The organism is Tsukamurella tyrosinosolvens (genome assembly GCF_900104775.1).
Taxonomy (GTDB): Bacteria; Actinomycetota; Actinomycetes; order Mycobacteriales; family Mycobacteriaceae; genus Tsukamurella; species Tsukamurella tyrosinosolvens.
This window is the reverse complement of the sequence record NZ_FNSA01000003.1, coordinates 3,917,077-3,942,132: the sequence shown is the minus strand read 5'-3', so window position 1 is coordinate 3,942,132 and position 25,056 is coordinate 3,917,077. Positions and strand designations below refer to the sequence as shown.

At 72.1% G+C, this 25,056-nt stretch carries 30 protein-coding genes; 14 read left to right on the top strand and 16 right to left on the bottom strand.

Features of this window, described 5'->3' with window-relative positions:
• The first annotated feature begins 26 nt into the window (after positions 1 to 26).
• Positions 27 to 506, top strand: a complete 480-nt coding sequence (locus tag BLW32_RS21500) for a GNAT family N-acetyltransferase (protein ID WP_068522173.1) — start codon at positions 27 to 29, stop codon at positions 504 to 506.
• A 62-nt stretch (positions 507 to 568) separates the two neighbouring features.
• The gene (gene msrA, locus BLW32_RS21495) at positions 569 to 1,105 is read left to right on the top strand and encodes a peptide-methionine (S)-S-oxide reductase MsrA (RefSeq protein ID WP_068742942.1); all 537 of its coding nucleotides are present in this window, start codon (positions 569 to 571) and stop codon (positions 1,103 to 1,105) included.
• Position 1,106: 1 nt separating this feature from the next.
• On the opposite strand, the gene rsgA is transcribed toward msrA, so the two are convergent.
• Entirely contained in the window at positions 1,107 to 2,099 is a 993-nt protein-coding gene (gene rsgA / locus BLW32_RS21490) for a ribosome small subunit-dependent GTPase A (protein ID WP_068742941.1), read from the bottom strand.
• A gap of 3 nt (positions 2,100 to 2,102) precedes the next feature.
• Positions 2,103 to 3,392 carry a 3-phosphoshikimate 1-carboxyvinyltransferase gene (aroA, locus tag BLW32_RS21485; RefSeq protein WP_068522163.1) on the bottom strand — a complete coding sequence of 430 codons (1,290 nt, stop codon included), beginning with the start codon at positions 3,390 to 3,392 and terminating at the stop codon, positions 2,103 to 2,105.
• Between the two features lie 71 nt (positions 3,393 to 3,463).
• Here aroA and BLW32_RS21480 point away from each other — a divergent pair, with 71 nt between their 5' ends.
• From BLW32_RS21480 to BLW32_RS21470, 3 genes are read left to right on the top strand one after another with little or no spacing between them, the layout of a single operon-like run.
• Positions 3,464 to 4,339, top strand: coding sequence for a hypothetical protein (locus BLW32_RS21480; RefSeq protein ID WP_068742940.1), 876 nt, complete (start codon positions 3,464 to 3,466; stop codon positions 4,337 to 4,339).
• Positions 4,340 to 4,372: 33 nt separating this feature from the next.
• Entirely contained in the window at positions 4,373 to 4,825 is a 453-nt protein-coding gene (soxR, locus tag BLW32_RS21475; RefSeq protein ID WP_068522157.1) for a redox-sensitive transcriptional activator SoxR, read from the top strand.
• Positions 4,826 to 4,869: 44 nt separating this feature from the next.
• Complete coding sequence (locus BLW32_RS21470) at positions 4,870 to 5,628, top strand: SOS response-associated peptidase (RefSeq protein ID WP_068742939.1); 759 nt, start codon at positions 4,870 to 4,872, stop codon at positions 5,626 to 5,628.
• 8 nt (positions 5,629 to 5,636) lie between these two features.
• Here the strand turns inward: BLW32_RS21470 and BLW32_RS21465 are convergent, their stop codons facing one another.
• The 4 genes from BLW32_RS21465 to BLW32_RS21450 form a co-directional block, all read right to left on the bottom strand.
• Positions 5,637 to 6,116, bottom strand: coding sequence for an FAS1-like dehydratase domain-containing protein (locus tag BLW32_RS21465; RefSeq protein ID WP_068522151.1), 480 nt, complete (start codon positions 6,114 to 6,116; stop codon positions 5,637 to 5,639).
• 169 nt (positions 6,117 to 6,285) lie between these two features.
• On the bottom strand, positions 6,286 to 6,645 hold the full coding sequence (locus tag BLW32_RS21460) for a hypothetical protein (RefSeq protein ID WP_068742938.1): 360 nt from the start codon (positions 6,643 to 6,645) through the stop codon (positions 6,286 to 6,288).
• 134 nt (positions 6,646 to 6,779) lie between these two features.
• Positions 6,780 to 8,132 (bottom strand): NAD-dependent succinate-semialdehyde dehydrogenase, encoded by a 1,353-nt coding sequence (locus tag BLW32_RS21455; RefSeq protein WP_068522145.1) that lies wholly within the window; start codon positions 8,130 to 8,132, stop codon positions 6,780 to 6,782.
• Positions 8,133 to 8,223: 91 nt separating this feature from the next.
• Positions 8,224 to 8,616 (bottom strand): VOC family protein, encoded by a 393-nt coding sequence (locus BLW32_RS21450; RefSeq protein ID WP_068522143.1) that lies wholly within the window; start codon positions 8,614 to 8,616, stop codon positions 8,224 to 8,226.
• Between the two features lie 60 nt (positions 8,617 to 8,676).
• On the opposite strand from BLW32_RS21450, the gene BLW32_RS21445 reads away from it, so the two are divergent.
• The gene (locus tag BLW32_RS21445; RefSeq protein WP_068742937.1) at positions 8,677 to 9,330 is read left to right on the top strand and encodes a helix-turn-helix domain-containing protein; all 654 of its coding nucleotides are present in this window, start codon (positions 8,677 to 8,679) and stop codon (positions 9,328 to 9,330) included.
• On the opposite strand, the gene BLW32_RS21440 is transcribed toward BLW32_RS21445, so the two are convergent.
• Both BLW32_RS21440 and ybaK read right to left on the bottom strand, forming a co-directional pair.
• Positions 9,320 to 11,431 carry an SDR family oxidoreductase gene (locus BLW32_RS21440; RefSeq protein ID WP_068522138.1) on the bottom strand — a complete coding sequence of 704 codons (2,112 nt, stop codon included), beginning with the start codon at positions 11,429 to 11,431 and terminating at the stop codon, positions 9,320 to 9,322. The two genes, BLW32_RS21445 and BLW32_RS21440, sit on opposite strands and share 11 nt — an antisense overlap.
• Before the next feature lie 67 nt (positions 11,432 to 11,498).
• Entirely contained in the window at positions 11,499 to 11,987 is a 489-nt protein-coding gene (ybaK, locus tag BLW32_RS21435; protein ID WP_068522136.1) for a Cys-tRNA(Pro) deacylase, read from the bottom strand.
• A 50-nt stretch (positions 11,988 to 12,037) separates the two neighbouring features.
• On the opposite strand from ybaK, the gene BLW32_RS21430 reads away from it, so the two are divergent.
• The 3 genes from BLW32_RS21430 (at position 12,038) to rsrA (ending at position 13,560) form a co-directional block, all read left to right on the top strand.
• Positions 12,038 to 12,505 carry a nitroreductase family deazaflavin-dependent oxidoreductase gene (locus tag BLW32_RS21430; RefSeq protein ID WP_068523245.1) on the top strand — a complete coding sequence of 156 codons (468 nt, stop codon included), beginning with the start codon at positions 12,038 to 12,040 and terminating at the stop codon, positions 12,503 to 12,505.
• Between the two features lie 102 nt (positions 12,506 to 12,607).
• Complete coding sequence (locus BLW32_RS21425; RefSeq protein WP_068522133.1) at positions 12,608 to 13,282, top strand: sigma-70 family RNA polymerase sigma factor; 675 nt, start codon at positions 12,608 to 12,610, stop codon at positions 13,280 to 13,282.
• Positions 13,279 to 13,560, top strand: coding sequence for a mycothiol system anti-sigma-R factor (gene rsrA / locus BLW32_RS21420; protein ID WP_074850750.1), 282 nt, complete (start codon positions 13,279 to 13,281; stop codon positions 13,558 to 13,560). Before BLW32_RS21425 ends, rsrA begins: the two co-directional genes overlap by 4 nt.
• A gap of 103 nt (positions 13,561 to 13,663) precedes the next feature.
• Here rsrA and BLW32_RS28470 read toward each other — a convergent pair whose 3' ends face one another.
• Positions 13,664 to 13,738: a 50S ribosomal protein bL37 gene (locus BLW32_RS28470; RefSeq protein ID WP_372456759.1), complete on the bottom strand. Its 75-nt coding sequence runs from the start codon at positions 13,736 to 13,738 to the stop codon at positions 13,664 to 13,666.
• Positions 13,739 to 13,824: 86 nt separating this feature from the next.
• Between BLW32_RS28470 and BLW32_RS21415 the strand changes: the two genes are divergently transcribed.
• Entirely contained in the window at positions 13,825 to 15,318 is a 1,494-nt protein-coding gene (locus tag BLW32_RS21415; RefSeq protein ID WP_068742936.1) for a sensor histidine kinase, read from the top strand.
• A gap of 74 nt (positions 15,319 to 15,392) precedes the next feature.
• Here the strand turns inward: BLW32_RS21415 and BLW32_RS21410 are convergent, their stop codons facing one another.
• Together BLW32_RS21410 and BLW32_RS21405 are read right to left on the bottom strand one after the other, a co-directional pair.
• Positions 15,393 to 15,647: a WhiB family transcriptional regulator gene (locus tag BLW32_RS21410; protein WP_013125780.1), complete on the bottom strand. Its 255-nt coding sequence runs from the start codon at positions 15,645 to 15,647 to the stop codon at positions 15,393 to 15,395.
• A 373-nt stretch (positions 15,648 to 16,020) separates the two neighbouring features.
• Entirely contained in the window at positions 16,021 to 17,016 is a 996-nt protein-coding gene (locus tag BLW32_RS21405; protein ID WP_068522126.1) for a diacylglycerol/lipid kinase family protein, read from the bottom strand.
• A gap of 40 nt (positions 17,017 to 17,056) precedes the next feature.
• Between BLW32_RS21405 and BLW32_RS21400 the strand changes: the two genes are divergently transcribed.
• The gene (locus BLW32_RS21400; RefSeq protein WP_068522123.1) at positions 17,057 to 17,527 is read left to right on the top strand and encodes a hypothetical protein; all 471 of its coding nucleotides are present in this window, start codon (positions 17,057 to 17,059) and stop codon (positions 17,525 to 17,527) included.
• Between the two features lie 6 nt (positions 17,528 to 17,533).
• On the opposite strand, the gene BLW32_RS21395 is transcribed toward BLW32_RS21400, so the two are convergent.
• Positions 17,534 to 18,148 (bottom strand): acid phosphatase, encoded by a 615-nt coding sequence (locus tag BLW32_RS21395; protein ID WP_068742935.1) that lies wholly within the window; start codon positions 18,146 to 18,148, stop codon positions 17,534 to 17,536.
• Between the two features lie 37 nt (positions 18,149 to 18,185).
• On the opposite strand from BLW32_RS21395, the gene BLW32_RS21390 reads away from it, so the two are divergent.
• Positions 18,186 to 18,989, top strand: coding sequence for a ParA family protein (locus BLW32_RS21390; protein WP_068522118.1), 804 nt, complete (start codon positions 18,186 to 18,188; stop codon positions 18,987 to 18,989).
• 10 nt (positions 18,990 to 18,999) lie between these two features.
• Here the strand turns inward: BLW32_RS21390 and BLW32_RS21385 are convergent, their stop codons facing one another.
• The 3 genes from BLW32_RS21385 to BLW32_RS21375 all read right to left on the bottom strand — a co-directional run bounded on the left by BLW32_RS21385 (position 19,000) and on the right by BLW32_RS21375 (position 21,239).
• Complete coding sequence (locus BLW32_RS21385) at positions 19,000 to 20,238, bottom strand: Rv3212 family protein (protein WP_068742934.1); 1,239 nt, start codon at positions 20,236 to 20,238, stop codon at positions 19,000 to 19,002.
• A 36-nt stretch (positions 20,239 to 20,274) separates the two neighbouring features.
• Positions 20,275 to 20,502 carry a DUF3107 domain-containing protein gene (locus tag BLW32_RS21380; RefSeq protein ID WP_068522112.1) on the bottom strand — a complete coding sequence of 76 codons (228 nt, stop codon included), beginning with the start codon at positions 20,500 to 20,502 and terminating at the stop codon, positions 20,275 to 20,277.
• Between the two features lie 65 nt (positions 20,503 to 20,567).
• Positions 20,568 to 21,239: a ferritin-like fold-containing protein gene (locus tag BLW32_RS21375; protein WP_082791558.1), complete on the bottom strand. Its 672-nt coding sequence runs from the start codon at positions 21,237 to 21,239 to the stop codon at positions 20,568 to 20,570.
• A gap of 204 nt (positions 21,240 to 21,443) precedes the next feature.
• Between BLW32_RS21375 and BLW32_RS21370 the strand changes: the two genes are divergently transcribed.
• Both BLW32_RS21370 and BLW32_RS21365 read left to right on the top strand, forming a co-directional pair.
• Entirely contained in the window at positions 21,444 to 23,060 is a 1,617-nt protein-coding gene (locus tag BLW32_RS21370; protein ID WP_068742986.1) for a DEAD/DEAH box helicase, read from the top strand.
• Positions 23,061 to 23,149: 89 nt separating this feature from the next.
• On the top strand, positions 23,150 to 24,313 hold the full coding sequence (locus BLW32_RS21365; RefSeq protein ID WP_068742985.1) for a DUF418 domain-containing protein: 1,164 nt from the start codon (positions 23,150 to 23,152) through the stop codon (positions 24,311 to 24,313).
• Between the two features lie 18 nt (positions 24,314 to 24,331).
• On the opposite strand, the gene fasR is transcribed toward BLW32_RS21365, so the two are convergent.
• A complete protein-coding gene (gene fasR / locus BLW32_RS21360) occupies positions 24,332 to 25,003 on the bottom strand; it encodes an HTH-type transcriptional activator FasR (protein ID WP_102103370.1) in 672 nt (223 codons plus the stop codon).
• Between the last annotated feature and the right edge of the window lie 53 nt (positions 25,004 to 25,056).

Sequence of the window (25,056 nt, the reverse complement as noted above, 5' to 3'; positions counted from 1 at the left end):
CTGTCACCGGGTACGGTCGGATCGTCATGGACACGTCGATCACCCGCGCCGACTTCGCGGACCCCGCGCTCGCCGCGTTCCTCGCCGCGCATCACGCCGATATGGCGCCCACCGCGCCGCCGGAGAGTCAGCACGCCCTCGGACTGGAGGAGCTGCGCGCGCCGCACGTCCGGCTGTGGACGCTGCACGACGACGGTGCGCTCGTCGGCACCGTCGCGCTGGCGGAGGTGGAACCCGGGCACGAGGAACTCAAGTCGATGCGCACCGCGCCGAAAGCGCGCGGTCGGGGGATCGGCCGCCGCCTCCTGACGCACGCCCTCGACGACGCCCTCGCCCGCGGCGTGCAGCGGATCTCGCTGGAGACGGGCAGCCAGGACTTCTTCGCACCGGCCAGGGCGCTCTACGCCGCGCACGGCTTCGTGCCGTGCCCGCCGTTCGGGCACTACGTCGACGACCCGAACAGCACCTACCTCACCCGGACGGTGGGGGTACCGTCGGAATCGTGACGCTTCTCGGCGTGTTGAAACGACTAGCGGGAGCACTGGTCTCCCGGCGGAAGGAGCTGCGCATGACTGACAACGGCACCATCACCACGGTCCCCGGCCGCGAGACCGCGGTCCTGGCGGGCGGATGTTTCTGGGGCATGCAGGACCTGATCCGCAAGCAGCCGGGCATCGAGGAGACGCGCGTCGGCTACACGGGCGGCGCGAACGACCACGCGACGTACCGCAACCATCCGGGTCACGCGGAGGCCGTCGAGATCGTCTTCGACCCCGCGAAGACCAGCTATCGGGACGTGCTGGAGTTCTTCTTCCAGATCCACGACCCGTCCACCAAGGACCGGCAGGGCAACGACGTGGGCTCGAGCTATCGCTCGGCGATCTTCCCGCTCAGCGACGAGCAGGAGCGGGTCGCGCGCGACACCATCGCCGACGTCGACGCGTCGGGCCTCTGGCCCGGCAAGGCCGTGACGACGATCGAGGCGGCGGCGCCGTTCTGGCAGGCCGAGCCCGAGCACCAGGACTACCTGGAGAAGTACCCGGACGGCTACACCTGCCACTTCCCGCGCCCGGGCTGGAAGCTGCCCAAGCGGGCGTCCGCGTAACTCAGGCCCAGTCGGGCGTGGCGGTCAGGTCGGTCAGCAGGCCGCGGACCGCCATCGCCCGACGGTGGGCCGTCCCGTCCAGCCGGTCCAGGGCGCACTCGGGGTCGGCGGGCGGCCCCAGGTGGGTGCAGCCGCGGGGGCAGTCCTGCACGGCGTCGTCGAGGTCGGGGAACGCGGCGATCACGTCGTCGGTGGAGATGTGCGCGAGGCCGAAGCTGCGGATGCCGGGGGTGTCGACGACCCAGCCGCCGTCGGGCAGCCACAGCGCCACGGACTGGGTGGACGTGTGCCGGCCCTTGCCGACGCCGGAGACCACGCCGGTGGCGCGATTGGCGTCGGGGACGAGCCGGTTGACCAGCGTGGACTTGCCGACGCCGCTGTGCCCGATGAGCGCGGTGAGGCGGCCGGTGAGCAGCTCGTGCGCCTCGTCGAGGGGGTCGCCGCGGCCCGCGGAGATGACGGTCAGGTCGAGGTCGGCGAAGGCGGCGGTGAACTCCGCCGCGTCGGCGAGGTCGCCCTTGGTCAGGCACAGCACGGGCGTGAGGCCGCCGGCGTAGGCGGCGATGAGGGTGCGTTCGACGAAGCCGGTCCGCGGCGGGGGATCGGCCAGCGCCGTGACGATGAGCAGCTGTTGCGCGTTCGCGACCACGATCCGCTCGTACGGGTCGGTGTCGTCGGCGGTGCGGCGCAGCACGGTCTTCCGTTCGTCGACCCGGACGATCCGCGCGAGGGTGTCCTTGCGGCCCGTCAGGTCGCCGACGACGCCCACGGAATCGCCCACGACGATGGGGGACCGGCCCAGCTCGCGGGCGCGCATGGCGACGATGATCCGTTCGGGGTCGCCGTCGAGGGCGCAGCCCCAGCGGCCGCGGTCGACCGAGACGACCATGGCCGTCGCGGCGTCGCTGTGATCAGGCCGGTTCTTGGTGCGTGGCCGACTGCTCTTGCCCGGGCGCACCCGGACATCGGTCTCGTCGTACTCGCGCTTACCCAAGGCTCACGATCCGCCGCCGAGCAGCGCGTGCCACAGCGCGGGGAAGTCCGGCATGGTCTTGGAGGTGGCCGCGATGTCCTCGACCTGGACGCCCGCGGTGACCAGGCCGAGGATCGCGCCGGCGGTCGACATCCGGTGGTCGGCGTAGCTGTGCCAGACGCCGCCGTGCAGCGTCGCGGGCTCGATCCGCAGGCCGTCCTCGGTCTCGGCGCAGCGCCCGCCGAGGGCGGTGATCTCGGCCGTCAGCGCGGCGAGCCGGTCGGTCTCGTGGCCGCGCAGATGAGCGATGCCGCGCAGGTGCGACGGGGTGTCCGCGAGGGCGGCCAGCGCCGCGACGGTGGGGGTGAGCTCGCCGATGTCGCGCAGGTCCCAGTCGACGCCCTGCAGGGCCCCGGTTCCGCGGGCGGTGAGCGCACCGTCGGCGTGCGAGACCTCGGCGCCCATCGCCGACAGGATGTCGGCGAACTGCACACCCGGCTGCGTGGACTGCGGGTTCCAGTGCGGCACGGTCACCGCGCCGCCGGTGACCGCGGCCGCGGCGAGGAAGACGGTGGCGTTCGACAGGTCCGGCTCGACGGTCCAGTCGTGCGCGCGGAGCCCGCCCGGCGCGACCCGCCACGTGTTCGCCTCGGAGGTGTCGACCTCGGCGCCCGCGGCGCGCAGCATGTCGACGGTCATCTCGATGTGCGGCATCGACGGCACGGGCTTCCCGTCGTGGTGCACCGTGACGCCCTCGGCGAAGCCGGGGCCACTGAGCAGTAGGCCGGAGACGAACTGCGAGCTCGCGGACGCGTCGATGGTGACGGTGCCGCCGCGGATCGGGCCGTCGCCGTGCACGGTGAAGGGCAGGCCGTCGCCGTCGATGCGGGCGCCGAGCCCGCGCAGCGCGTCGAGCACGGTGCCCAGGGGCCGGGCCCGGGCCTGCGGGTCACCGTCGAAGGCGACGGTGCCGCGCGCCCCGGCGGCGAGCGGCGGGAGGAAGCGCATGACGGTGCCGGCGAGGCCGCAGTCGACGTCGCCGCCGTGCAGGTCGCCGCCGGTCACCGCAACCGTGGTGTCGGTAAGGAAGTCGACGCGCGCGCCGAGGGTCTCGAGGGCCCGTGCCATGAGGTCGGTGTCGCGGCTGCGGAGGGCGTTCGTCAGCGTGGACCGCGACGGGGCCTGTGCCGCAAGGACGTACGCGCGATTGGTGATCGATTTCGAGCCGGGGAGCGCGACGGTGCCCGTCACCGGACCTGCGGCGAAGGGCGCGGGCCATAGCTCCAACTGCTCCACGCGCACATCCTTGCACATGAGGGTGGCCTCACCGCGTGCTACCTTGCTGGACGGAACAGGTCAGGTCATCACCGCCGGGAGATCTTTCGATGAAGCGCACTCGTACGTTCGTGGGCAGGGCCGTCGTGTCCGCCGCCACCGTCGCCACCCTCGCGACCACCGTGGGCGTACTCGCCCCCGCCGCGTCGGCCGACCCGAAGCCCGCCGATCCGAAGCCGGCGGCGGCCCCGACCAATCGGGCGGGCGAGCTGGTCATCGGCTCGGGCAACCTCCCCGACGACATGAACTTCGGCGGCGCGGTGCTCTCCGGCGCCGCCGCGGGCTGGAACGGTGCGTGGGCGTCGCTGAACCGCGCGGCCGTCACGCCCGCCGAGTGCAAGGTCCTGTACGCGGGTCTGCCCATCCCCAAGGGCACCGACACCGCGCAGACCAACGGCTCCGCCCGCGGCGTGAACTGGTCGATGGTGGTCTCGAAGTTCGCGATGGACGTCGCCCCGCTGCGCGCGGCCCTGCCCAAGTGCGGCACGTTCAAAGCCGTCCGCGACGGGGCCACCTCCGAGATCAGCGTGCGCTCGATCGCCGTCACGGGCGCCCCCGACGGCCTGGGCCTGGAGTTCACCACCAAGACCAAGCGCGGCAACCAGACGGAGTACATGCAGTCGCGGCAGTACACCGCGGTCGTCAACGGGGTCACCATGTCGCTGCGCGGCGGCCGCCAGTCGCGCGAGGCCGCGCCGTTCGTCGGCGCCGACGATCAGCTGGCCGTCGACCTGCTCGGCGTGCAGATCGCGATCCTGAAGAACCCGCCGAAGCCCACGACAGCCCCGGCTCCCGCGGCGAGCGCCTCCGCCAAGCCGGCCGCCCCGGCCGCGTCCGCGAAGCCGGGCGCCCCGTCGGCGAAGCCCGCGGCCCCGGCCACCAAGCCGGCTGCTGCGGCGTCGTCCTCGGCGAAGCCCGCGCGCTGATCCCTGAACTAACGTTCAGGTAGTCTCGACGGGGTGGAGACCACCCGGGAGTTCAGCGTCGGTCAGTTGTCCGCGCGCAGCGGCGTGGCGGTGTCGGCGCTGCACTTCTACGAGCGCGAGGGCCTGATTTCCGCGCGGCGTACCTCCGGCAACCAGCGGCGGTACCCGCGCGAGATGCTGCGCCGCGTCGCGTTCATCCGGATCAGCCATCGCGTGGGGATTCCGCTCGCCACGATCCGTGAGGCCCTGGCGACGCTGCCCGACGGCCGCACGCCGACGAAGGCGGACTGGGAGCGGCTGTCGCGGTACTGGCACGACGATCTGTCGCACCGGATCGACGAGCTCACCCGTCTGCGCGACAACCTCACCGACTGCATCGGCTGCGGCTGCCTGTCGATGGCGTCCTGCGCCCTCGCGAACCCGCACGACGCCCTCGCGACCACCGGCGCCGGCCCGCGTCGCGTCTTCGACGAGTTCGAGGCCTAGCCGCTCCGGCGGTACCTGTCGGTGCGGCGTCGTACCCTGAGGGCATGTGCGGACGCTACGCGGTGACCACGGACCCGGCGCTGTTGGCGGCGGAGATCGACGCGGAGGATGAGACCGAGGGTACGGCGCTGGACGTGCCGGGGTTCAACGTCGCGCCCACCACGAACATCGTCGCCGTCGTCTCGCGGCATTCGCGGGAGTCGCCGGACGATCCCGCCACCCGGCGGCTGCGTGCGATGCGGTGGGGGCTGCTCCCGCACTGGCAGAAGACGCTGAGCGGCCCGCCGCTGTTCAACGCCCGCGCGGAGTCCGTCGACGAGAAGCCCGCCTTCCGCACCGCGATCAAGTCCAAGCGCTGCCTCATCCCGATGGACGGCTGGTACGAGTGGCAGGTGCTCGATCCGGACGCGAAGAAGCCGCGTAAGCAGCCCACGTACCTCACCCCGGTCGACGGGACGCGCATGTACATCGCGGGCCTGTGGTCGGTGTGGCGGCCCGCCGGGGCCGGTCTGGAGGTGCCGCCCACCCTGTCGGCGACGGTGCTGACCACCGACGCGGTCGGCCCGCTCCGCGCCGTGCACGACCGGATGCCGCTGGTCCTCACCCCCGACGTCTTCGACGAGTGGCTGAACCCGGACGGACCGGTCGACCCGGCGCTGCTGCGCCCGCCCGCGCTCGACGTGGCCGAGCGGATCGAGATCCGGCCCGTGTCCGCCCTGGTCAACGCCGTCGCCAACACCGGGCCGGAGCTGATCGCGCGCGTCGATCCCGGTAGCGAGCCGGGCCAGCTGAGCCTGCTGTAGCGAACGGCTCAGGTCAGCTGCTGGGTGAGCGGGCCCGTCCCGAACAGCATCACGTTCTCGACCAGTGCCTCCTCGAGCGCCGGCCCCTCGACGGCGTCGCCGAGGTACACGATCTGACTGGTCCCGACGATCCGGGTCTCGCCGTCGACGACGGCACCGCTCTCGACGGTGAAGAAGTCCGCGCCGCCGCGCTGGGTCTGGTCGCTGATCCGCGCGCCGATGTCGATGCGTTCGCCGATGACGGGGTGCCGTTCGTAGCGGTAGGACTGACCGGCATGCAGGATCCGGGACATGTTCGGGCTGCTGATCGATGCCGCGACGAGCGCGGCGACCGCGTGGAGCATCGGTGCGGCGAGCAGCGTCGCCGGGACGGGCGTGCCCGCCGGCGGCACGCCGAGGCTCTCCCACGGGGTGTGCCAGCACCGCGTCGCGCGCCCGAAGCTCCGCACGCCCTCGGTGGTGACCTCGAAGGCGCTGGGGTACCACACATCCCATCGATCGTGAGAGTGAAGTCCTTGGTGTCTATCAGTCACTCACTGTTTGTAGCGGAAACCTCGACGCACGTTCAATTCGAGCGCGGCGATCCGTGTTCAAGGACACAGAGGCCCCGGCATGGTCGGGACCGGTGCGCGCGGCCTCGGCCCGCCGGGGCCGGGGTCAGAGCAGTCGCACGACGAGGCCGGTCACGGCCGCGAAGAACGCTCCGAGTCCGTACGCGTGGAACAGGGCCCCGCGGCCCAGGGGGCCGGCATCGAATCGGCCCGCCCAGTGCTCGGATCTGGCCCATCCGACCAGCGCGATCAGGGAGTAGGCGAGGATGCCGAGCGGCAGGAGGAAGGACATCTGCTGCGCGGCGGTCGCGATCCCCGCGAGCACGCCGGCGGCGAACCCGGCCCACGCGCTCCAGCCGGGCAGCCGGGCGCGGAGGAGGCCGAGGGAGGGGGCCACGATCGCCGTCACCGCGAAGACCATCACCGCGCTCGTGGTCGGGACGAAGAAGCCGCTGCCGGAACCCATCTTTGCCTCCTCGCATGATCAGGGTGTACTTCACTGATCATACGGATCGCTAACAGCAATTGCGTTGTGAGGAGGCCCGCATCCGCAGAGGTGGGGGTGGTTCCTCGGCCCGGCCGGGGAACCACCCCGTCGAGCTACGCGATCGTGCGGATCAGCTTCTTGTTGAGGAACTCCTCGATGCCCAGCGGGCCCATCTCACGGCCGAACCCCGAGCGCTTCACCCCGCCGAAGGGCAGCTCGGCGCCCTCGGCGAGGACGCCGTTGACGAAGACCATGCCGGCCTGGATGCCGTCCGCGACGCGGGCGGCCTGCTCCGGGTCGGTGGTGAAGACGTACGAGCCGAGGCCGAACGGCGTGTCGTTCGCGAGCGCGAGGGCCTCGCCCTCGCCCTCCACCCGGTAGACGGTGGCGACGGGCCCGAACAGCTCCTGCCGGAACGCCGGGTTGTCCTCCGTGACGTTCGTGAGCACGGCGGGCGGGAAGAAGGCACCGTCGCGCCGCCCCTCGATGGCGAGGCTCGCGCCGGCCTCCACCGCCTGGTTGACCTGCTGCTCCAATCCGATCGCCGCGCGCTCCGAGGAGAGCGGCGCGATCCCGTCACCCGCCGCGAGCAGCTTGCCGGTGAACTTCGCGAGGAAGTCGTCGTAGAGGTCCGCGGCCACGATGAAGCGCTTCGCCGCGTTGCAGGACTGGCCGGTGTTGTCGAGGCGGCCGGCGACGGCGGCGTCGACGGTCGCGTCCAGGTCGTCGGTCGAGAGCACGATGAACGGGTCGGAACCGCCCAGCTCGAGGACGCACTTCTTGAGGTTCCGGCCGGCGACCTCCGCGACGGCGGCGCCAGCCCGCTCCGAGCCGGTCAGGGAGACCGCGGCGACCCGCGGGTCGGCGATGATCTCCGCCGCCTGCTCGTTGCTGACGCGGATGTTGACGTAGGCGCCGGACGGCAGGCCCGCCTCCTCGAAGATCAGCTGCATCGCCTCCGCCGACTCGGGGCACTGCGGCGCGTGCTTGAGCAGGATCGTGTTGCCCGCGGCCAGGTTCGGGCCGGCGAACCGCGCCACCTGGTAGTACGGGAAGTTCCACGGCATGATCCCGAACAGCACGCCGATGGGGGAGCGGCGGATCACCGCGGTGCCGTCACCCTCGAGCAGTTCGAGCGGCTGGTCCGCGAGGAGCTTCTCCGCGTTGTCGGCGTAGTAGGTGTAGATCGCGGCGGAGAAGTCGACCTCGCCGAGTGCGTCTTCGAGCGGCTTGCCCATCTCCCGCTGGATGATCCCCGCGAGCATCTCGCGGCGCTCGGTGTGCAGCTCCGCGACGCGGCGCACCAGCGCGGCCCGCTCCGCGACCGTCGACTGCTGCGGCCACGTCCGCGCGGCGCGTGAGGCCGCCTCGATCGCCGCCTCGACCTCGGCGGGCTCGGCGGTCGGATAGGTCTGCAGCACCTCGCCGGTGGCGGGGTCGGTCACCGCGTACTGGATGTCGGGCATCGTCGGATCTCCTTGTGGGGGACGGGAACGGTTCGCCTCCCACGATAGGCACGTTCGACGGTGCCCGCGCCCGGACCGCGACTACTCGCGGCTACTGCTGGGCGAAGAGCTGCACCTGGTACCCGTCGGGGTCGAGCACGCCCGCGTACCGCTGCCCCCAGGGCGCGTCGAACGGGGCCATCGCGCTCGGGCTGCCCGCGGCGACCAGCTCGGCGTGCACCTCGTCGACGACCGCGGGCGAGGCGCACTTCACGCACAGCGTCGCGTTCTGGCCCGGCTGCTTGACCCAGTCGGGTTCCATGGAGCGGATCACGGCGACCGAGTCCCACATCAGTCGCATCCCTCCCGGCAGCTCCGCCTCCACGTGCGGTTGGTCCTCGGCGCCCTCGGGGATCTCCAGGCCCAGTCGCCGGTAGAAGGCGAGGGCGGCGGGCAGGTCCTCGGTCACCATGCCGATCGCATCGAAGCGCAGTCGCTGTGTCATGCGGCCACGGTATGCCGCGGCCGGCGCCCGCGTCTTGAACGTTTCGGACATACTCGAAGCGTGTACAGCGAGTGGCCGTCCTCGGTCCCCGGCGCGATCCGGTGGACCTCGGTGGGCGGCGCGGGCCCGGCGCTGATCCTGCCCGACGGGTGCATGGACGTCATCGTCGTCGACGGTGCCGCGATCGTCGCGGGCCCGGACGCCGTCGCGGCGCGCGTCGCCGGGTTCGACGGTGCGCGGCTCGACGGCCTGCGCTTCCCCTCGGGGATGTTGCCGCAGCTGCTGGGAATCGCCGCCGACGAGCTGACCGGCCGGCGGGTCGCCCTTGCGGACGTGCTGCCGCACAGGCGGATTCCGCGTGCGACCGACCCCGAGGCGATCGCGGTGGCTCTCCTCGACGGGGTGGACCTGGACGGGCGGATCGGCGCCGTCGCCGCGCGGCTCGGGGCGGGGCGCACCGTCGGGCAGATCGCGGCCGAGTCCGGGCTCGGGGAGCGGGCCCTGCACAGACTGGCCCGGCGGTCCTTCGGTTACGGCCCCAAGACGCTCGCGCGGATCCAGCGCTTCCAGCGGGCCGTCGGGCCGATCCGTGCGGGCCGGGCGCTGGCGGACGTCGCCGCCGCGGTCGGCTACGCCGACCAGGCCCACCTGACCAGGGAGGTGCGGGCGCTCGCGGGCTCTCCGCCCACCGCGCTGCGCGCGGCTACCAGTTGATGCCGGGCAGCCGGTTGAGGGTCTTGCGGGCGAGGCGCCGGAGGCCCTGATCGCCGGAGATGCCGAACAGCGGGCTGACGGCGGCGGAGGAGATGTCCTTCGACAGGTCCTTCGTGGCGGCGCCCGCCGCGGCGAGCCGGCCGCGCGGCGAGTCCACCTCGGCCACATCGACTTCGACGACCTTGGCCGCGCCCTCGGAATCGCCCTCGGGCTCCGGGAACAGCAGGTAGCCCTGGTGCTGCGCCGCGGCGGCGATGCGCGGGGAGAGGAACTGTCCGAACTGCGCCAGGGTGCCGAGCGGGGTGTCGATGCGGCGGGGCCGCTCGACGATGGCGCGCACCACGATCTGGCCCGCCTTCTCCACCGAGAGCGCCATCGCGTTGTCGTAGGCGTCGGTCGGCTCGATCATCCGCGTGCGGGTGAGCGGCATGTGGATGTTGGTGAAAGTGACGTGGTCCGACATGGTCTCGGCCGCCGTGATGTCGCTGAACGCCTCCAGTGCCGACTTCGAGGCGATGTACGCCGCGAACCGCGGGCCGCGCACCTGCACGCCGATCGACGAGACGTTGACCACGTGCCCCGACTTGCGCGCGACCATGTGCGGCAACAGCTCCAGGATCAGGTAGACGGCGCCGAAGTAGTTCACCGCCATGGTGCGCTGGTAGTCGTGCGCGCGGTCCACCGAGTCGACGGTCGCGCGGCGGATGGACCGGCCGGCGCTGTTGACCAGCACGTCCACGTGGCCGTGCTCGGCGAGGATCTGGGCGACGGTGGTGCGCACGGCCTCCGGGTCGGTGACATCGCACTGGTACGCGCGGACGATGCCCTTGGGCACGCCGGGCATCCCGGGCTCGGCCTCGATCCGCTGGACCGCGTCCGCGAGGTCCTCGGGCTTGCGGGCGACGATGAAGACGTTGGCGCCCTTGAGGACCGCCTGCTTCGCGGCCTCGCGGCCGATGCCGGACGAGCCGCCCGTCAGCAGGATGTGCTTGCCCACCAGCGGGCCGCGCGGATCGTCGCGCCGGTTGCGCGACGGGTCGAGGTGCTCGGCCCAGTAGCGGAACAGGCGCGGGCCGTACGACTTCAGGCGCGGCAGCGCCACCCCGTACCGGCTCAGCACGCGGTGCGTGGCCTCCGAGTCGAACCGGGTGTTGTAGAAGGGGTGGTCCAGGAGCGACGGCGGGATCCCGAGCTGGCGCGCGATCGTGTCGCGCAGCGCCCGCACCTCGCCCCGGCGGCCGATCCTCGCTGCGAACTCGCCCAGCGGTGCGCTGGGCACCGGCAGGGTCTTCGGGCCGGAGAAGGCGGGCGCGATCGCGTCGTAGATCGTCGCCATGCTCTGGCCCTTGGGATCGGCCAGGTGGAAGACGGTGCCCGGCGCCGGCGGCGCGGTGACCAGCGCGGCGAGCGCGGCCGCCACGAAGTCCACCGGCACGATGTTCGTGTAGCCCAGGTTTGCGAAGGGCACGTGCAGGTGGTGCGGGATGGTCCCCATGAGGCGCAGGAACGGGAAGAAGTAGTAGGGGCCGTCGATCTTGTCGATCGCGCCCGTCATCGAATCGCCCACCACGATGGACGGCCGGTAGATCTGCCAGGGCACCGTCGACTCGCGGACGAGGCGCTCGGACTCGTACTTGGTGCGGTGGTAGGGCGTGGGGAAGAACTGCGCGACGTCGAAGTCGGATTCCGCGAACCAGCCCTCGTGGTTGCCGGCCACCGCCAGCGAGGAGACGTGGTGCATCGTGGCGCCGAGCCGGCCCGCGAGCTCCAGGACGTTGCGGGTGCCCCCGACGTTGGTCAGCTCCTGCAGTTCCTCGGGGGCCTCCATGTCGTAGACCGCCGCGAGGTGGATCACGTGGTCGACGTGGTCGGGGAGGTCGCCGGGCGTGATCCCGAGGCCCGGCTCGGTGACGTCGCCCGCGACGGGCACCACCTGCGGCGCGAGCTCGTGCCCCAGATCGGCGATGAGCCGCTCGAACCGGGGGAGGGAGGCGTCGCGCACCAGCAGGTAGATCGTGCTGTCGCGATCCGCGGCGGCGAGCCGCGCCACGACGGCGCGGCCGATGAAGCCCGTCCCGCCCGTGACGAAGTAGCTGGCCATACCACGAACCTACTTTCCGCTGCGTCCGCCGCCAAACCCGGGCGGGCCGCTGGTCACCCCCTGAGTATCACGGCGCGGCGAGCGGCGCCACCGTCGCCGACGTCGCGGCCACCAGGTCCGACGGTGCCACCTCGACCTCCAGGCCCCGTCGGCCGGCCGAACAGAAGACGGTCTCGAAGCCGAGCGCGGACTCGTCGATCGCGGTCGGCAGGCGCTTGCGCTGCCCCAGCGGGGAGACGCCGCCGAGCACGTACCCGGTGACCCGCCGGACGTCGGCGGGGTCGGCCATCGCCGGGCGGTGCAGGCCCAGCGCGGCGCCCGCGGCCTTGAGGCTGAGCTTGCCCGAGGTGGGCACGATCGCGACCGCGAGCTGCTTCCCGTCGCCGATGACCAGCGTCTTGAACACCCGCGCCGGGTCGTGGCCCAGCGCCTCCGCGGCCTCGCCCCCGAAGGACTCCGCGCGCGGATCGTGGGCGTACTCGTGCACGCGGAACGCGATCCCCGCGGCCTGCAGCGCCGCGATCGCCGGCGTCGCCGCTGCGTTCTTCTTCGCCATCGCGCCAGTCAATCAGACCGGGCAGGGCGCGGCGTACCGTCGGGTCGGTGATGCCGATCCTGGAGAACCTCACTCCCACCGCGCTCGCGGCGCGTGCGCTGCGGACGCGCGGCCTGGTGCGGGCGCCCATCTGGCTGTTCCGGCACGGGCTGGGCGCGGCGCTGGGGCCACGGATGGTGATGATCGAGCACACCGGGCGGAAGTCCGGCGAGCCGCGCTACGTCGTGCTCGAGGTCGTCGACCGGCCGGACGCCGACACGGTCGTGGTCTGCAGCGGCTTCGGGGAGACCGCGCAGTGGTACCGCAACCTGCGCGCGCAGCCGGAGTGCCGGGTCACCGTCGGGCGGCGCGAGCGGGCGGCGCGGGCCGACCTGCTGGACGCCGAGGCCTCCGCCGCGGTGCTCGACCGCTACCGCGCCGCGCACCCGGCGGCCTGGGAGCGCCTGCGCGGCGCCATCGAGCACGCGGTCGGGCACACCGTCGACGGTCTGCCCATGGTCCGGCTCCGCCTGCGTTGAACCGGACTCCGCGGGAACAAGCCGACGCACTGTGCTGTTGCAGAGGTCGTGAGTGCAGGTAGCGGCGCAGCGGTCCTCGAGCGACCGGTAGCCTTCGACGGTATGACGGACGGGGACATCACGCACGTAGCGGATCTGGACTCGGCCCCCGACGAGGTGACCGAGACGCCGGAGCAGCTCACGGCCCGCTTCGAGGCCGAGGCGCTGCCGCTGCTCGACCAGCTGTACGGCGCCGCGCTGCGGATGACCCGCAATCCCGCGGATGCGGAGGACCTGGTCCAGGAGACCTACGTGAAGGCCTACAGCGCCTTCCGCAGCTTCAAGAAGGGCACCAACCTCAAGGCGTGGCTGTACCGGATCCTCACGAACACCTACATCAACGGCTACCGGAAGAAGCAGCGGCAGCCCGCGCAGTACCCCACTGACGAGATCACCGACTGGCAGCTCGCGGCCACGGCGGAGCACAGCTCCACCGGCCTGCGCTCCGCGGAGATCGAGGCGCTGGATGCACTGCCCGACGATGAGATCAAGCAGGCTCTCGCGAAGCTCCCCGAGGAGTTCCGCATGGCGGTGTACTACGCCGACGTGGAGGGATTCCCCTACAAGGAGATCGCCGAGATCATGGGTACCCCGATCGGCACGGTCATGTCGCGGCTGCACCGCGGCCGGCGGCAGCTCCGCGCCGAGCTCGAGGGCGTCGCGCGGGAGCGCGGCTTCCTCCGGGGGCAGGATTCCGACGGTGCCGACGGCGCCGCCGCTCAGGAGGTCGAGAAGTGACGTACTCGTCGGACGGTAACCCGGATCTGGAGCTCGACTGCTCCGCCGTGATGGCGGACATCTGGCTGCTCCTGGACAACGAGTGCGACTCGGCCGCGAAGGAGCGCCTCAAGGCGCACATCGACGGCTGTTCGCAGTGCCTGTCGCACTACGGCATCGAGCAGCAGATCAAGTCGCTGGTGAACCGCAAGTGCGGCGGCGAGCGCGCGCCCGAGGGGCTCCGCGAGCGGCTGACCATCAGCATCCGGCACACCGAGGTGCGTTTCCGACCGGAGTAGCCGGCGCAGCGGATCGGCGCCCCCGGGCGCCACGGACAGGACGAGGGCCCGTCGACGCGATGTCGACGGGCCCTCGTGCGCAAGTCACATGAAACCTGAGGGATCAGGAGTTCGGGCGCTTGCCGTGGTTCGCAGCGTTCTTCTTCCGCGAGCGCTTCTTACGTCCACGCTTTCCCATGGCGGTCTCCTTCCTGTCCGTCAAGCTCATACGCAGTACCGGCTATTGTTTCACGACGGCACCGACGACGACAAAAAGGCGGTCCCATGGCCTCCCTCGCCGACCTCCTGGCGATCCACACCGACCTCCCGGGGCGGGCCGCCCGGCACCTGCAGCGCATCGCCGGCGAGTGGCAGCTGTTGGCCGACCTCTCGTTCGCCGACCTGCGGCTGTGGGTCCGGAACGACCCGGAGGGCGACACCACCGACCCCGCGTACATCTGCATCGCGCAGTGCCGGCCCAACACCACCTCCACCGTCTACGACTCCGACGGTGTCGGCGTCGTCGTCCCGCCGTGGGAGGCGCCCACGCTGCACGCCGCGTTCGAGGGCGGCGTGGTGGTGCGCGGGGTGACCCCGGCCTGGACGGGGCCGGCCCGGGTGCGCCGCGAGGCCGTCCCGGTGCCCTCGGACGGCGAGGTCGTCGCGGTCCTCACCCGCGACTTCAACGTCACCCACCCGCGCACCCCCAGCCCCCTGGAGGTGGCGTACACCGAGTGCGCCGACGACCTGTGCACGATGGTCGCCGAGGGCACCTTCCCCGAGCGCGAGGAACTGCCCACGGGCGAGGCGGAGCCGCGCGCCGGCGACGGCTTCATCCGGCTCGACGGTGCCGGCCGCGTCGCCTTCGCGAGCCCCAACGCGCAGTCCGCGTACCGCAGGATGGGCGCGCACACCGACCTGGAGGGCAGCGAGCTCGCCGAGGCCACCGCCGAGCTCGTGGGCGACAGCTTCGAGTCCGAGGATCTCGCCACCGCCCTGGACGGCGCGCTGCTCCGCGGCGAGGGCTCGCGGATCGAGCTCACGAAGGGCGGCGTCACCGTCGTCCTGCGGGTCCTGGGCCTGCATCCGGGCGGCAGGCACGACGGTGCGGTGGTCCTGCTCCGCGACGTCACCGAGCTCAAGCGCCGCGATCGCGCCCTCATCTCCAAAGATGCGACCATCCGTGAGATCCACCACCGGGTGAAGAACAATCTGCAGTCGGTCTCGGCGCTGCTGCGCCTGCAGGCCCGCCGCACCCGCAACGACGAGGCCAAGCGCGCCCTGCTCGAGTCGGTGCGGCGCGTGGCGTCCATCGCGCTGGTCCACGAGACCCTGTCGATGAGCGTCGACGAGCACGTCGACATCGACGAGGTCATCGACCGGCTCATCCCGATCATGGGCGACGTCACCCCGGCCGGCGGCTCGGCGGCGGTCACCCTGGTCCGGCGGGGCGACGTCGGGCTGCTCGACGCGGACCGCGCGATGCCGCTGGTCATGGTCGTCACGGAGCTGATCCAGAACGCGATGGAGCACGCCTACGAGCCGGGGGAGACCGGCACCATCGAGCTGCTCGCGCACCGGTCGACACGGACGCTCGAGGTGACGGTCCGGGACGACGGTGCCGGATTGCCGCCCGGCTTCAGCCTCGAGGGCTCGGATCGGCTGGGGCTGCAGATCGTGCAGACGCTGGTGCGATCGGAGCTGGGGGGCACGCTGAGCCTCTCCTCGCGCGACGATGGCACCGACGCGGTGCTCCACGTGCCACTGCAGCCCGTCTGAGCCGCACGGCTCCGCGCACGACGAAGGCCCGGTGGAAGATCCACCGGGCCTTCGTCGAAAGCGGTACGTGTGTCTTACACAGCGGTGCGCGTGCGGGTCCGCGCGTTGCGGCGCTTCAGCGCGCGACGCTCGTCCTCGCTCATGCCGCCCCACACGCCGGCGTCCTGGCCGGACTCGAGGGCCCAGGACAGGCACTCGGCGGTCACGGGGCAGCGGTTGCAGACCAGCTTGGCGTCCGCGATCTGCGCGATGGCCGGACCGCTGTTGCCCACGGGGAAGAACAGCTCGGGATCCTCGTCGCGACAGATGGCCTTATGGCGCCAATCCATGTCAGTACACTCCTTCAGGCACGCGGGCGCGCCACTCATCGCAGGTGCCGATCAGGCACCGAATTTCCAGGCTGTTAACGCGGAGGGAACCGAACTGTTTCCGCGCTGTTACGTCATGAATATTTCCACGTTCCCAGCGAGAGTCAATAGATTCCGACTCAGAGGTGGGGGATCTCACAGCGGGGGCGGTGAGGACCCGGGTCCGAGGGGTGTACTACACTCCTGCCGGTTCAGCGGCGTGCCCGCAAGAATATCCTCACACGCTGCAGGTTTGCAATAGGTTTCTGCAGGGTCGTGACGAATCGCTCAATCCGCCCGGTCGATCGCATCAGCCCGAGTCGGCGGGAAGCGGCTGCTGCGAAGGGGGCCGGCGTCAGCGCACGCGCGGCAGCGGCGGCAGGTCGGCCACCACGCGGATCCGCTCCGGCGAGTACCAGAAGCGCACCTCCGTGCGGTCGCCCAGATGGTCGCCGTCGACCTGCGCGGGCACCGGGACGGCGCTGCTCACGCGCAGTTCGGCCAGGTCGTCGTGGCGGAGGAGGTGGCGCACCGTCGGGCCCTTGGTACGTCGGGCCGAGAGCATCTGCCGCACGAGCATGAGGTTCGGGATCGTCCGCATCGACCGCGACGCGAACACCCCCAGCCCGGTGCCGTAATCGGTCCCCGGGTTGGTGAACACCGCGCGATTGTTGAGGAAGGTCCACGGGCTCGCGTTCGAGACGAAGGCGAAGTGCACCCCGTCGACGTCCTGCCACGTGCCAGGCTCCTCGCCGGGCAGGTGCACGGTGAGCTGCGGCTCGCGCCGCGCGGCGGAGAAGAAGGTGCGGACGGCGGTGCGCACGTACCGCGACGGGGTGGCGGCCTTGCCCTTGTCGCGCAGCGCCTCCATGTTGGCGATCACCTCGGCGTCCACGCCCACGCCGGCGTTGAACAGGAAGTAGCGTTCGTCGGCGCAGCCGAGGCCGATGGTGCGGAAACTGCGGCGCGCCAACAGGTCCGTGAGGTGGACGGTGGCCTGCAGCGGGTCGCGGGGCACCGCGAGGGAGCGGGCGAAGACGTTCGCGCTGCCGCCGGGGATGACCGCCACGGCGGGGAGGGTGTCGGGGTGGACGGGGGTGGCGCCGCCCGGCAGGCCCTCCCGGCCGAGGATGCCGCACACCACCTCGTTGACGGTGCCGTCGCCGCCGTGGACGATCACCAGCTCGGTGCCGTCGTCGCGCGCCGCGGCGGCCAACTCGGCCGCGTGGCCGCGCCGTTCGGTCTGCGCCAGGGTGACGTCGAGCGTGGACGCCAACGCCATCGCCACGAGGTCTCGGCCCGCTGCGGTGATGGACGTGGCGTTGGGGTTGACGATCAACAGGGCGCGCACACCGAGCAGCCTACCCAGGCGGCCCCGATACCCTGGGGTCGTGACATCGACCAACGGAAGCGGCGGCGAATCCCGCCCGGCCGCCACCCGCTCCCGCACGAAGCGTTCCGGCGAGACCCGGACGGCCGCGCCCGGCACCGTGCGGGCCGCGGGCGTGATCGTCGCGATCGAGGGCCTCGCGGCCCTGGTTCTCGGCGTCGTGGAGCTGATCCGCGGCATCACCGGCTCGGCCGACACCACGACCGGCGCCTACGGCATGGCCTTCTGGATGATCCCCATGGGGCTCGGCGTGCTCGCGGGCGGCGCCGCCCTGTTCCGCGGCAAGCGCTGGGGCCGCACCGTCGGCGTGCTGACCAACCTCCTGCTCGGCTTCGCCGGCATCAGCGGCGCCGTCTCGCAGGGCCGCCCCGAGCTGTTCATCCCGCTCATCGTGGTGTCGGTCGCGGCGCTCGGGCTGCTGTTCAGCCCGCAGACGGTGGCCTGGCTCGAGGGCGAGTACCGCCGGGACTGACCGGGTCTACCGCCCCGTGTAGTGCGCGGCGGCGTAGCCGGTCAGGCCGAAGCGACTGATCTGCGGGACGTCGTCGCGGTCGAAGCCGTACACCGCGGCCGAAGCGGGCAGGATCATCACGTGCCGGCCGAACTCCGCGGGCTGGCCGAGGAATCGCGCGGTGAGCACCCGGCCGAGGTGGCCGTGCGCGACGAGCACGACGTCACCGTCGGCCATGGCGTCCCGCGACCGCGCCAGCACCCGGTCCACCCGCGCACTGACCTGAGCCATCGACTCGCCGCCGGGCGCGCCCGACCGCCACACCGTCCAGCCCGGATCCTCGACGCGGATCTCCGCGCTGGTGCGGCCCTCGTAGTCGCCGTAGTCCCACTCGGCGAGGTCGGGATCGACCGCGGTCACCGTCAGGCCCGCCAGCTCCGCCGTCGCCGCGGCCCGCGCCCGCGGGCTGACCAGCACCGTCGGATCCGACAGTGCCAGGTCCGCGAGAACGGGGCCGAGCGCCTTCGCCTGCTCGATCCCGGTCTCGGTCAGCGGGACGTCGGTGGCGCCGGTGTGGCGTCCCGAGCGCGACCATGCGGTCTCGCCGTGGCGGATGTACACGAGGCGGTGTCCGGTGCTCATCCGTTCATCGTGGTGCATCGGTGGGTACCCTCGCAGCATGACCGGTGACACGCCCTTCGTCCTCGCCGTCGCCAATCAGAAGGGCGGCGTCGCGAAGACCACCACCGTCGCCAGCCTGGGGGCGGCCCTCGTCGAACTCGGCGCGCGCGTGCTCGTCGTCGACCTCGACCCGCAGGGCTGCCTGACCTTCTCCCTCGGTCACAACCCCGACCGCATCGAGCGGAGCGTGCACGACGTGCTGTTGGGGGACAAGACGATCGACGACGTGCTGCTCGAGACGGAGGACGGCGTCACGGTGCTGCCCGCGACGCTCGACCTGGCCGGCGCCGAGGCGCTGCTGCTCATGCGCGCGGGCCGCGAGTACGCGCTCAAGCGGGCCCTCGCCGATGTGGGCGACCGGTTCGACGTGGTGATCATCGACTGCCCGCCCAGCCTGGGCGTGCTCACCCTCAACGGGCTCACCGCCGCCGACGCCGTCGCGATCCCGCTGCAGTGCGAGACCCTCGCGCACCGCGGCGTCGGGCAGCTGCTCAAGACGGTCCGCGACGTGCAGGCGATCACCAACCCCGAGCTGAGCATGCTCGGTGCCATCGCCACCCTCTACGACGCGCGCACCACGCACAGCCGCGACATCCTCTCCGACGTCGCCGACCGCTACGACCTCGCGGTGCTCTCGCCGCCGATCCCGCGCACCGTGCGCTTCGCCGAGGCGAACGCCGCCGGCCGCACCGTGCTCGCGGGCCGGAAGAACAAGGGCGCCACCGCCTACCGCGAGCTGGCGCAGAGCATCAAGGCCCACGTCTCCGACGGTGCGCCCCTGGTCACCTGGGCGTCCGAGTAGCGGGGCGGGGTCAGGCCGCTCGGTAGGCCTGGACCGTCGACCCCCACTGCGCGAGCAGCGTGGTGCCCACCTCGGCGAGCAGGACGGGGCCGTCGGTGTAGCCGGGTTTGGCGATCGCCGTCGAGCGGGTCATGGCGCGCGTGGTCAGGTCGTACGCGGTGAGGGACGTCGGCCCCGGCACCACGAGCTGCCCGCCGACGACGGCGCCCGGCCCGAGGGTGCCCGGGATCACCATCTCCGCCGCCAGCGAGGCGGCGTCGATCACCACGGTCGAGGTGCCGGTGTAGAACGCGGCGATGCCGGCCTCCGTGACGACCGGGACGTCGCGCGGCGCGCCGCCCGGGCCGGTGGTCACGTCCACGGAGCGGAGCGCGCGTCCCTGCGGATCGACGCTGGTCACCCGCGCCGGACGCCCGTCCTGGGCGGGCACGTAGACCACGGCGCCGTTCGCGGTGGCGGTGATGAGCCGGGCGCGCTCGGCGCCCTCGGGGGCCGCGGCACCGAGATCCGGGCTGACCACCGACGAGGTCTCCTGCGGTTCGGCGGCCTCCTTCGGTGAGGCGCCGATGACGGTGAGCCGGGGGAAGGGCTCGGTGGGGCAGGCCTCGAGGACGGCGATCGACGCGCCCGCGGGCAGCGCGGAGCCGATCGTGCACCCGGACCGCGGCTGCACGCCGGGGTTCACGGGAACGTCGGGCTTGCCGTACTCGACGGTGCGCACGAGATCCGACCGGAAGACGTCGACCCGCGTCGGCCCCTGGACGACGGCGTAGTTGCCGTCGCCGGTCAGCGTGACGTCGTGGTCCTCGCGGCCGGTGCGGCTGGCGCGACGGTGCCCGGTGGCCGGGTCGAGCGCCATCACCTCGCCGCAGCCGCGGACGTCGCGGTAGAAGGCGAGCACCAGGCCGGCGTTGTCCATGAGCCCGCAGACGTCGCTCTCGCGCTGGTAGCGCCAGGTGCGCTGCCCCGTCGCGGGGTCATGACCGGCCACCTCGCCGCCCCGGGTGAGCACGAGGGAGCCGTTGAGCGACAACGCGGGCCGGTCGGAGCTCGCGGTCCAGGCCTCGCGGAGCGCGGCGGGCAGCTCGACGAGGGAGGCCGGCACCGTCGACGGCGCGGGCGCGGTCTCGCTGACCGCTTTGCTCGCGGAGCCGACGTTCCACGCCACGAAGCCCGCGACGACGACCGCGACGAGGATCGCCGCCGACACCGCGAGATCGACGCGGGTCCTGCGTTCGGGTTTCACCACGCGCCCGAGCCTACTGGCGCGCGGTGCGGAGGTCCGTCAGCTGGCGTTGAAGCCGACCGAGCGGCTCTCGTTCGTGCCGACCTCGACGTAGGAGACGCGGGCGGCGGGCACCAGGTACTGCTTGCCCTTCTCGTCCGTCAGCTCCAGCAGCTCCGTGCGCCCGGCCAGCGCGTCGGCGACGGCCTTCTTGACCGTGTCGACCTCGTCCTTGCTCTGCACCACGAGTTCGCGGTTCGAGTCCGCGATACCGATCTTGATCTCCATGCCACGAGGCTATCCGCCGGTGCCGGAGTGGCGCGGGGCGAGGGCGCTGTTTCTGCTGAGGGCAGTCAGCCCAGGCCGAGCGTGGCCATCCGCTCGGCGTGGCGGGTCTGCAGCGATTCGAAGAACTGCGCCACGCCCGGCAGGTCGCCGGAGTGCTCGAACAGCAGCGCGGCCAGCTCGTCGCGCGTCGCGAGCACTTCCTGTGCCTGCGTGATGGCCTCGGACAGCAGCCGGCGGCCCCACAGCGTGAGCGGCGAGCGCAGCGCCGGGTTGGCGGTGACGGCCGCGCGCACCCGCTCCACCGCGAAGTCGGATTCGCGCGTGTCGGAGAGCACCGCCGCGACCACCGCGGCCGGCTCGGCGGGGAGCGCGCGGGCGACCTCGGAGTAGAAGTCGGCGGCGAGGCCGTCGCCGATGTACGCCTTGACCAGGGACTCGTTCCAGTTCCGCGGCGTCGTGCGCTCGTGGTAGCGGGTGATCACCGGCGCGAAGGGCGCGGTCGCGGGCGCGACGTCCTGCCCGCGACGGTCGAGTTCCGTCTCCAGCAGCTCGAAGTTGCGCATCTGCGCCGCGGCCATCGAGGAGACCGCGATCCGGCCGCGCAGGTCCGGCGCCATCTCGGCCTCCTTGGCGAGCCGCTCGAAGGCGGCGAGCTCGCCGTACGCCAGCACCGCGAACAGGGCCGCGACGCCCGGGTGCTCGGCGGTGATTCCCCGGTCCTGCGGCTGTTCGCTCATGGTGCACATGCTAGTGCGGGCCGCTCCGCGGGGTACGATGGTCTGCAGCGATCGACTTCGGTCGCCGGTAGTTGTGCGCGCACTCCGCCCCACCGCCTGACGGCGAGGGCGTCGAGGCGACGATGACGGTCCGAGACACGGGCCGGGGATTCATTGGCCGGAACAGTGCGCGCGTGAGACATGAACGCGACGCATTCGCCGCCGATGAAAGGCAGAACCATCACCACCGCGAACAACGACATCCATACCGAGCCCGCCACCGAAGAGGGCATGCCCGACGTCCACGTGATCGGCGACGACCACGTCTCGCCCAGCTTCGCCGAGCTCGGCGTCGACCAGGGCATCGTCGACGCCCTCGGCAAGCGCGGCATCGAGCGCACCTTCGCCATCCAGGAACTGACGCTCCCGCTCGCGCTCGCCGGCAACGACCTCATCGGCCAGGCCCGCACGGGCATGGGCAAGACCTACGGCTTCGGCGTCCCGCTGCTCAACCGCCTCATCACGCAGGCCCGCGCCGACGTGGGCGAGGACGGTCTCCGCGCTCTCGACGGCACCCCGCGCGCCCTCATCATCGTCCCGACCCGCGAGCTGTGTGTGCAGGTCACCGAGGACCTGGAGCGCGCCTCCGACGGCGTCCGCGTGCAGACCACCAAGGGCGAGCGCGACCTGAAGATCACCTCGATCTACGGCGGCCGTCCCTACGAGGCGCAGATCGAGGCGCTGCAGAAGGGCGTCGACGTGGTCGTCGGCACCCCCGGCCGCCTGCTCGACCTCGCCAAGCAGGGCCACCTCGTGCTCGGCAAGATCCAGATCCTCGTACTCGATGAGGCCGACGAGATGCTGGACCTGGGCTTCCTGCCCGACATCGAGCGCATCCTGACGATGGTCCCCACCGACCGGCAGACGATGCTGTTCTCGGCCACGATGCCCGGCCCGATCATCACGCTGGCCCGCACCTTCCTCAACCAGCCGACGCACGTGCGCGCCGAGCACCACGACGACTCCGCCGTGCACGAGCGCACCACGCAGTACGTCTACCGCGCGCACGCCCTCGACAAGGTCGAGCTCGTGGCGAAGGTGCTGCAGGCCGAGGGCCGCGGCGCGACCATGATCTTCACCCGCACCAAGCGCACCGCGCAGAAGGTGGCCGACGAGCTGGCCGAGCGCGGCTTCAAGGTCGGCGCCGTGCACGGCGACCTGGGGCAGGTCGCGCGCGAGAAGGCGCTCGGCAAATTCCGCGACGGCTCGATCGACGTACTGGTCGCGACCGATGTGGCCGCCCGCGGCATCGACATCGACGACGTCACGCACGTCATCAACTTCCAGTGCCCCGAGGACGACAAGACCTACGTGCACCGCATCGGCCGCACCGGCCGCGCGGGTAAGACCGGTATCGCCGTCACCCTGGTCGACTGGGACGAGCTGCACCGCTGGCAGCTGATCGACAAGGCGCTCGGACTCGGCCGGCCCGAGCCCGTCGAGACCTACAGCTCCAGCGAGCACCTGTTCACCGACCTGGGCATCGACCCGAAGGTCAAGGGCAGCCTCCCCGGCGTGCGCAAGCGCGCCGAGGGCGAGGTCGTCGAGCGCAAGCCGCGCGAGAAGCGCGAGAGCACCCGCACCCGGTCGCGCACGCGCACCCGCGGCGGCCAGAAGGTCGACGGCACCCCCGCCGAGGCCAAGCCCGCGACCGCCGCGCCCGACGCGCAGGCACCGTCGAACGACGGTGCCGAGGGCGACGCCCCGGCCCGCAAGCGCCGCCGTCGCCGCCGCTCCGGCGCCGCCAAGGCGGAGGGCGCCGCGCCCGCCTCGGCGGAGTAGTACGACCCGGGGAGTCCCCCGAACGACGGACCCCGCGACAGCCACATGACTGTCGCGGGGTCCGCGCGTTCCGCGGGAGGGTGGGTGCCATGACCTCGACCCCCGCTCCGGCCGGCACCACCGGCACCCCGGCGCCCACGACGCGACGCATCGCCGCGCTCGACACGGCGCGCGGCATCGCGATCCTCGGCACGTTCGGCACGAACGTCTGGATCTTCACCGAGCCCCACGGCATGGTGGGCTACCTGGACACCGTCGGCGCGGAATCGCTGCCGATCCGGGTGCTCCAGACCTTTGCGCAGGGCAAGTTCCTCGGGCTGCTGAGCCTGATGTTCGGCGTCGGCCTCGCGATCCAGCAGGCGTCCGCGGCGCGGCACGACCGCCCGTGGCCGGGCCGGTACTGGCGGCGCGCGCTGGTGCTCTTCCTCGACGGGCTCGTGCACTTCCTACTCGTCGCCGAGTTCGACGTGCTCATGGGCTACGCCCTGGTGTCCTTCGCGGTCTCGGCGATGCTGATCCTGCGACCCCGGGTGCGACTGCGCTGGGCCGTCGGATGCGCCGCGCTGCACCTGTCGGTGGTGGCGCTGGTCTCGGTCGGGATGGTGCTCTCGCAGTCCGGCATGGGTACCGGCCCGGCGACGGCGCGCGCGAACCCGTACGCCGACGGCTCGTTCTGGGACCTCGTGGTGTTTCGCGCGGACCACGCCCTGCTCTTCCGCGTGGAGACGATCTTCATGATCCCGCTGACCGTCGCGATGTTTCTCACCGGCGCGGCCCTGTTCCAGGGCGGGCTCTTCGCCGCCGAGGGCGCGGCGCTCCGTCGCCGGATGATGTGGATCGGCGGCATCGCGGCGCCGCTCGACCTCGCGATCGGCATCGCCGGTGCGCCGCTCGGGCTCGCGGGTCCGGCCGTCTTCGTCGGACGGTACGCCGTGGCCCCGCTGGTCGCGCTGGGGCTGCTCGCGCTCGTCGCGGAGTTCTACCAGCGGCGCGCGGTGGGTCGCATCGGCGGTGCCCTGAGCAACGTCGGGAAGACCGCCCTGAGCTGCTACGTCCTGCAGAACGTGATCGCCTCGGTGCTCTGTTACGGCTGGGGCCTCGGGCTCGCGGCGCGCTACGGCGCCGAGCACCGGCTCGCGTTCACGGTCGCCGTCTACGTGGCGGTGATGGCCTGCCTGCTCGCCGTCTCGGCGCTGTGGACGCGCCGCTTCTCCCGTGGGCCGATCGAGATGCTCATGCACCGCGCGGCCTGAGCCGCGGGACCGACGGAACTACTGGGCGCGGCGCTGGGCCTGCAGCGGCACGTGGCTCAGCCCGCCCCAGAGCAGCTCGACGGTGGTCGCCACCGCCTCCTCCTTGGGGATGGGGCGGTCGGCGTACAGCCAGTACCGGGCGCTGACCTGGCTCGCGCCCACCAGGCCCACGGCGAGCATCCGCGCGCGGTACGGGTCGAGTCCCGAATCCTCGGAGACCAGGTCGTAGACGGCGTCGACGCACGCATCGACGGCGCCCTCGACGCGTTCCTGCACGACGGGCTCGAGCACGTCGGACTCGAAGATCAGCTTGTAGCCCATGCTGTCCCGGTCGACGAAGTCGAAGAAGGAGCGGACCGCGCCGATCACGCGCTCGTGGTTGTTCGTGGAGCTGCTCAGCGCCGCGCGGACGCCGGTGACCAGCGCCTCGCTGTGGGAGTTCAGGACCGCGATGTACAGCTCGAGCTTGCCGGGGAAGTGCTGGTACAGCACCGGCTTGCTGACGCCGGCCCGCACGGCGATCTCGTCCATGCCGGCGGAGTGGTAGCCCAGGTCGACGAAGACGCTGCTCGCGGCCTCCAGCAGCTGGATGCGTCGCGCGCTCCGCGGCAGGCGGGCAGTCCGGCGCGGCGCAGGATTCGGCCCGCCGCGGGTATCGCCCGCCGCGGTCGTCGCGCCCAGGTCCGCCATGTGCTCCACCTCATCGTTTCCCAGGACCGCGCTCGGCCCTGACCCGTCGACAA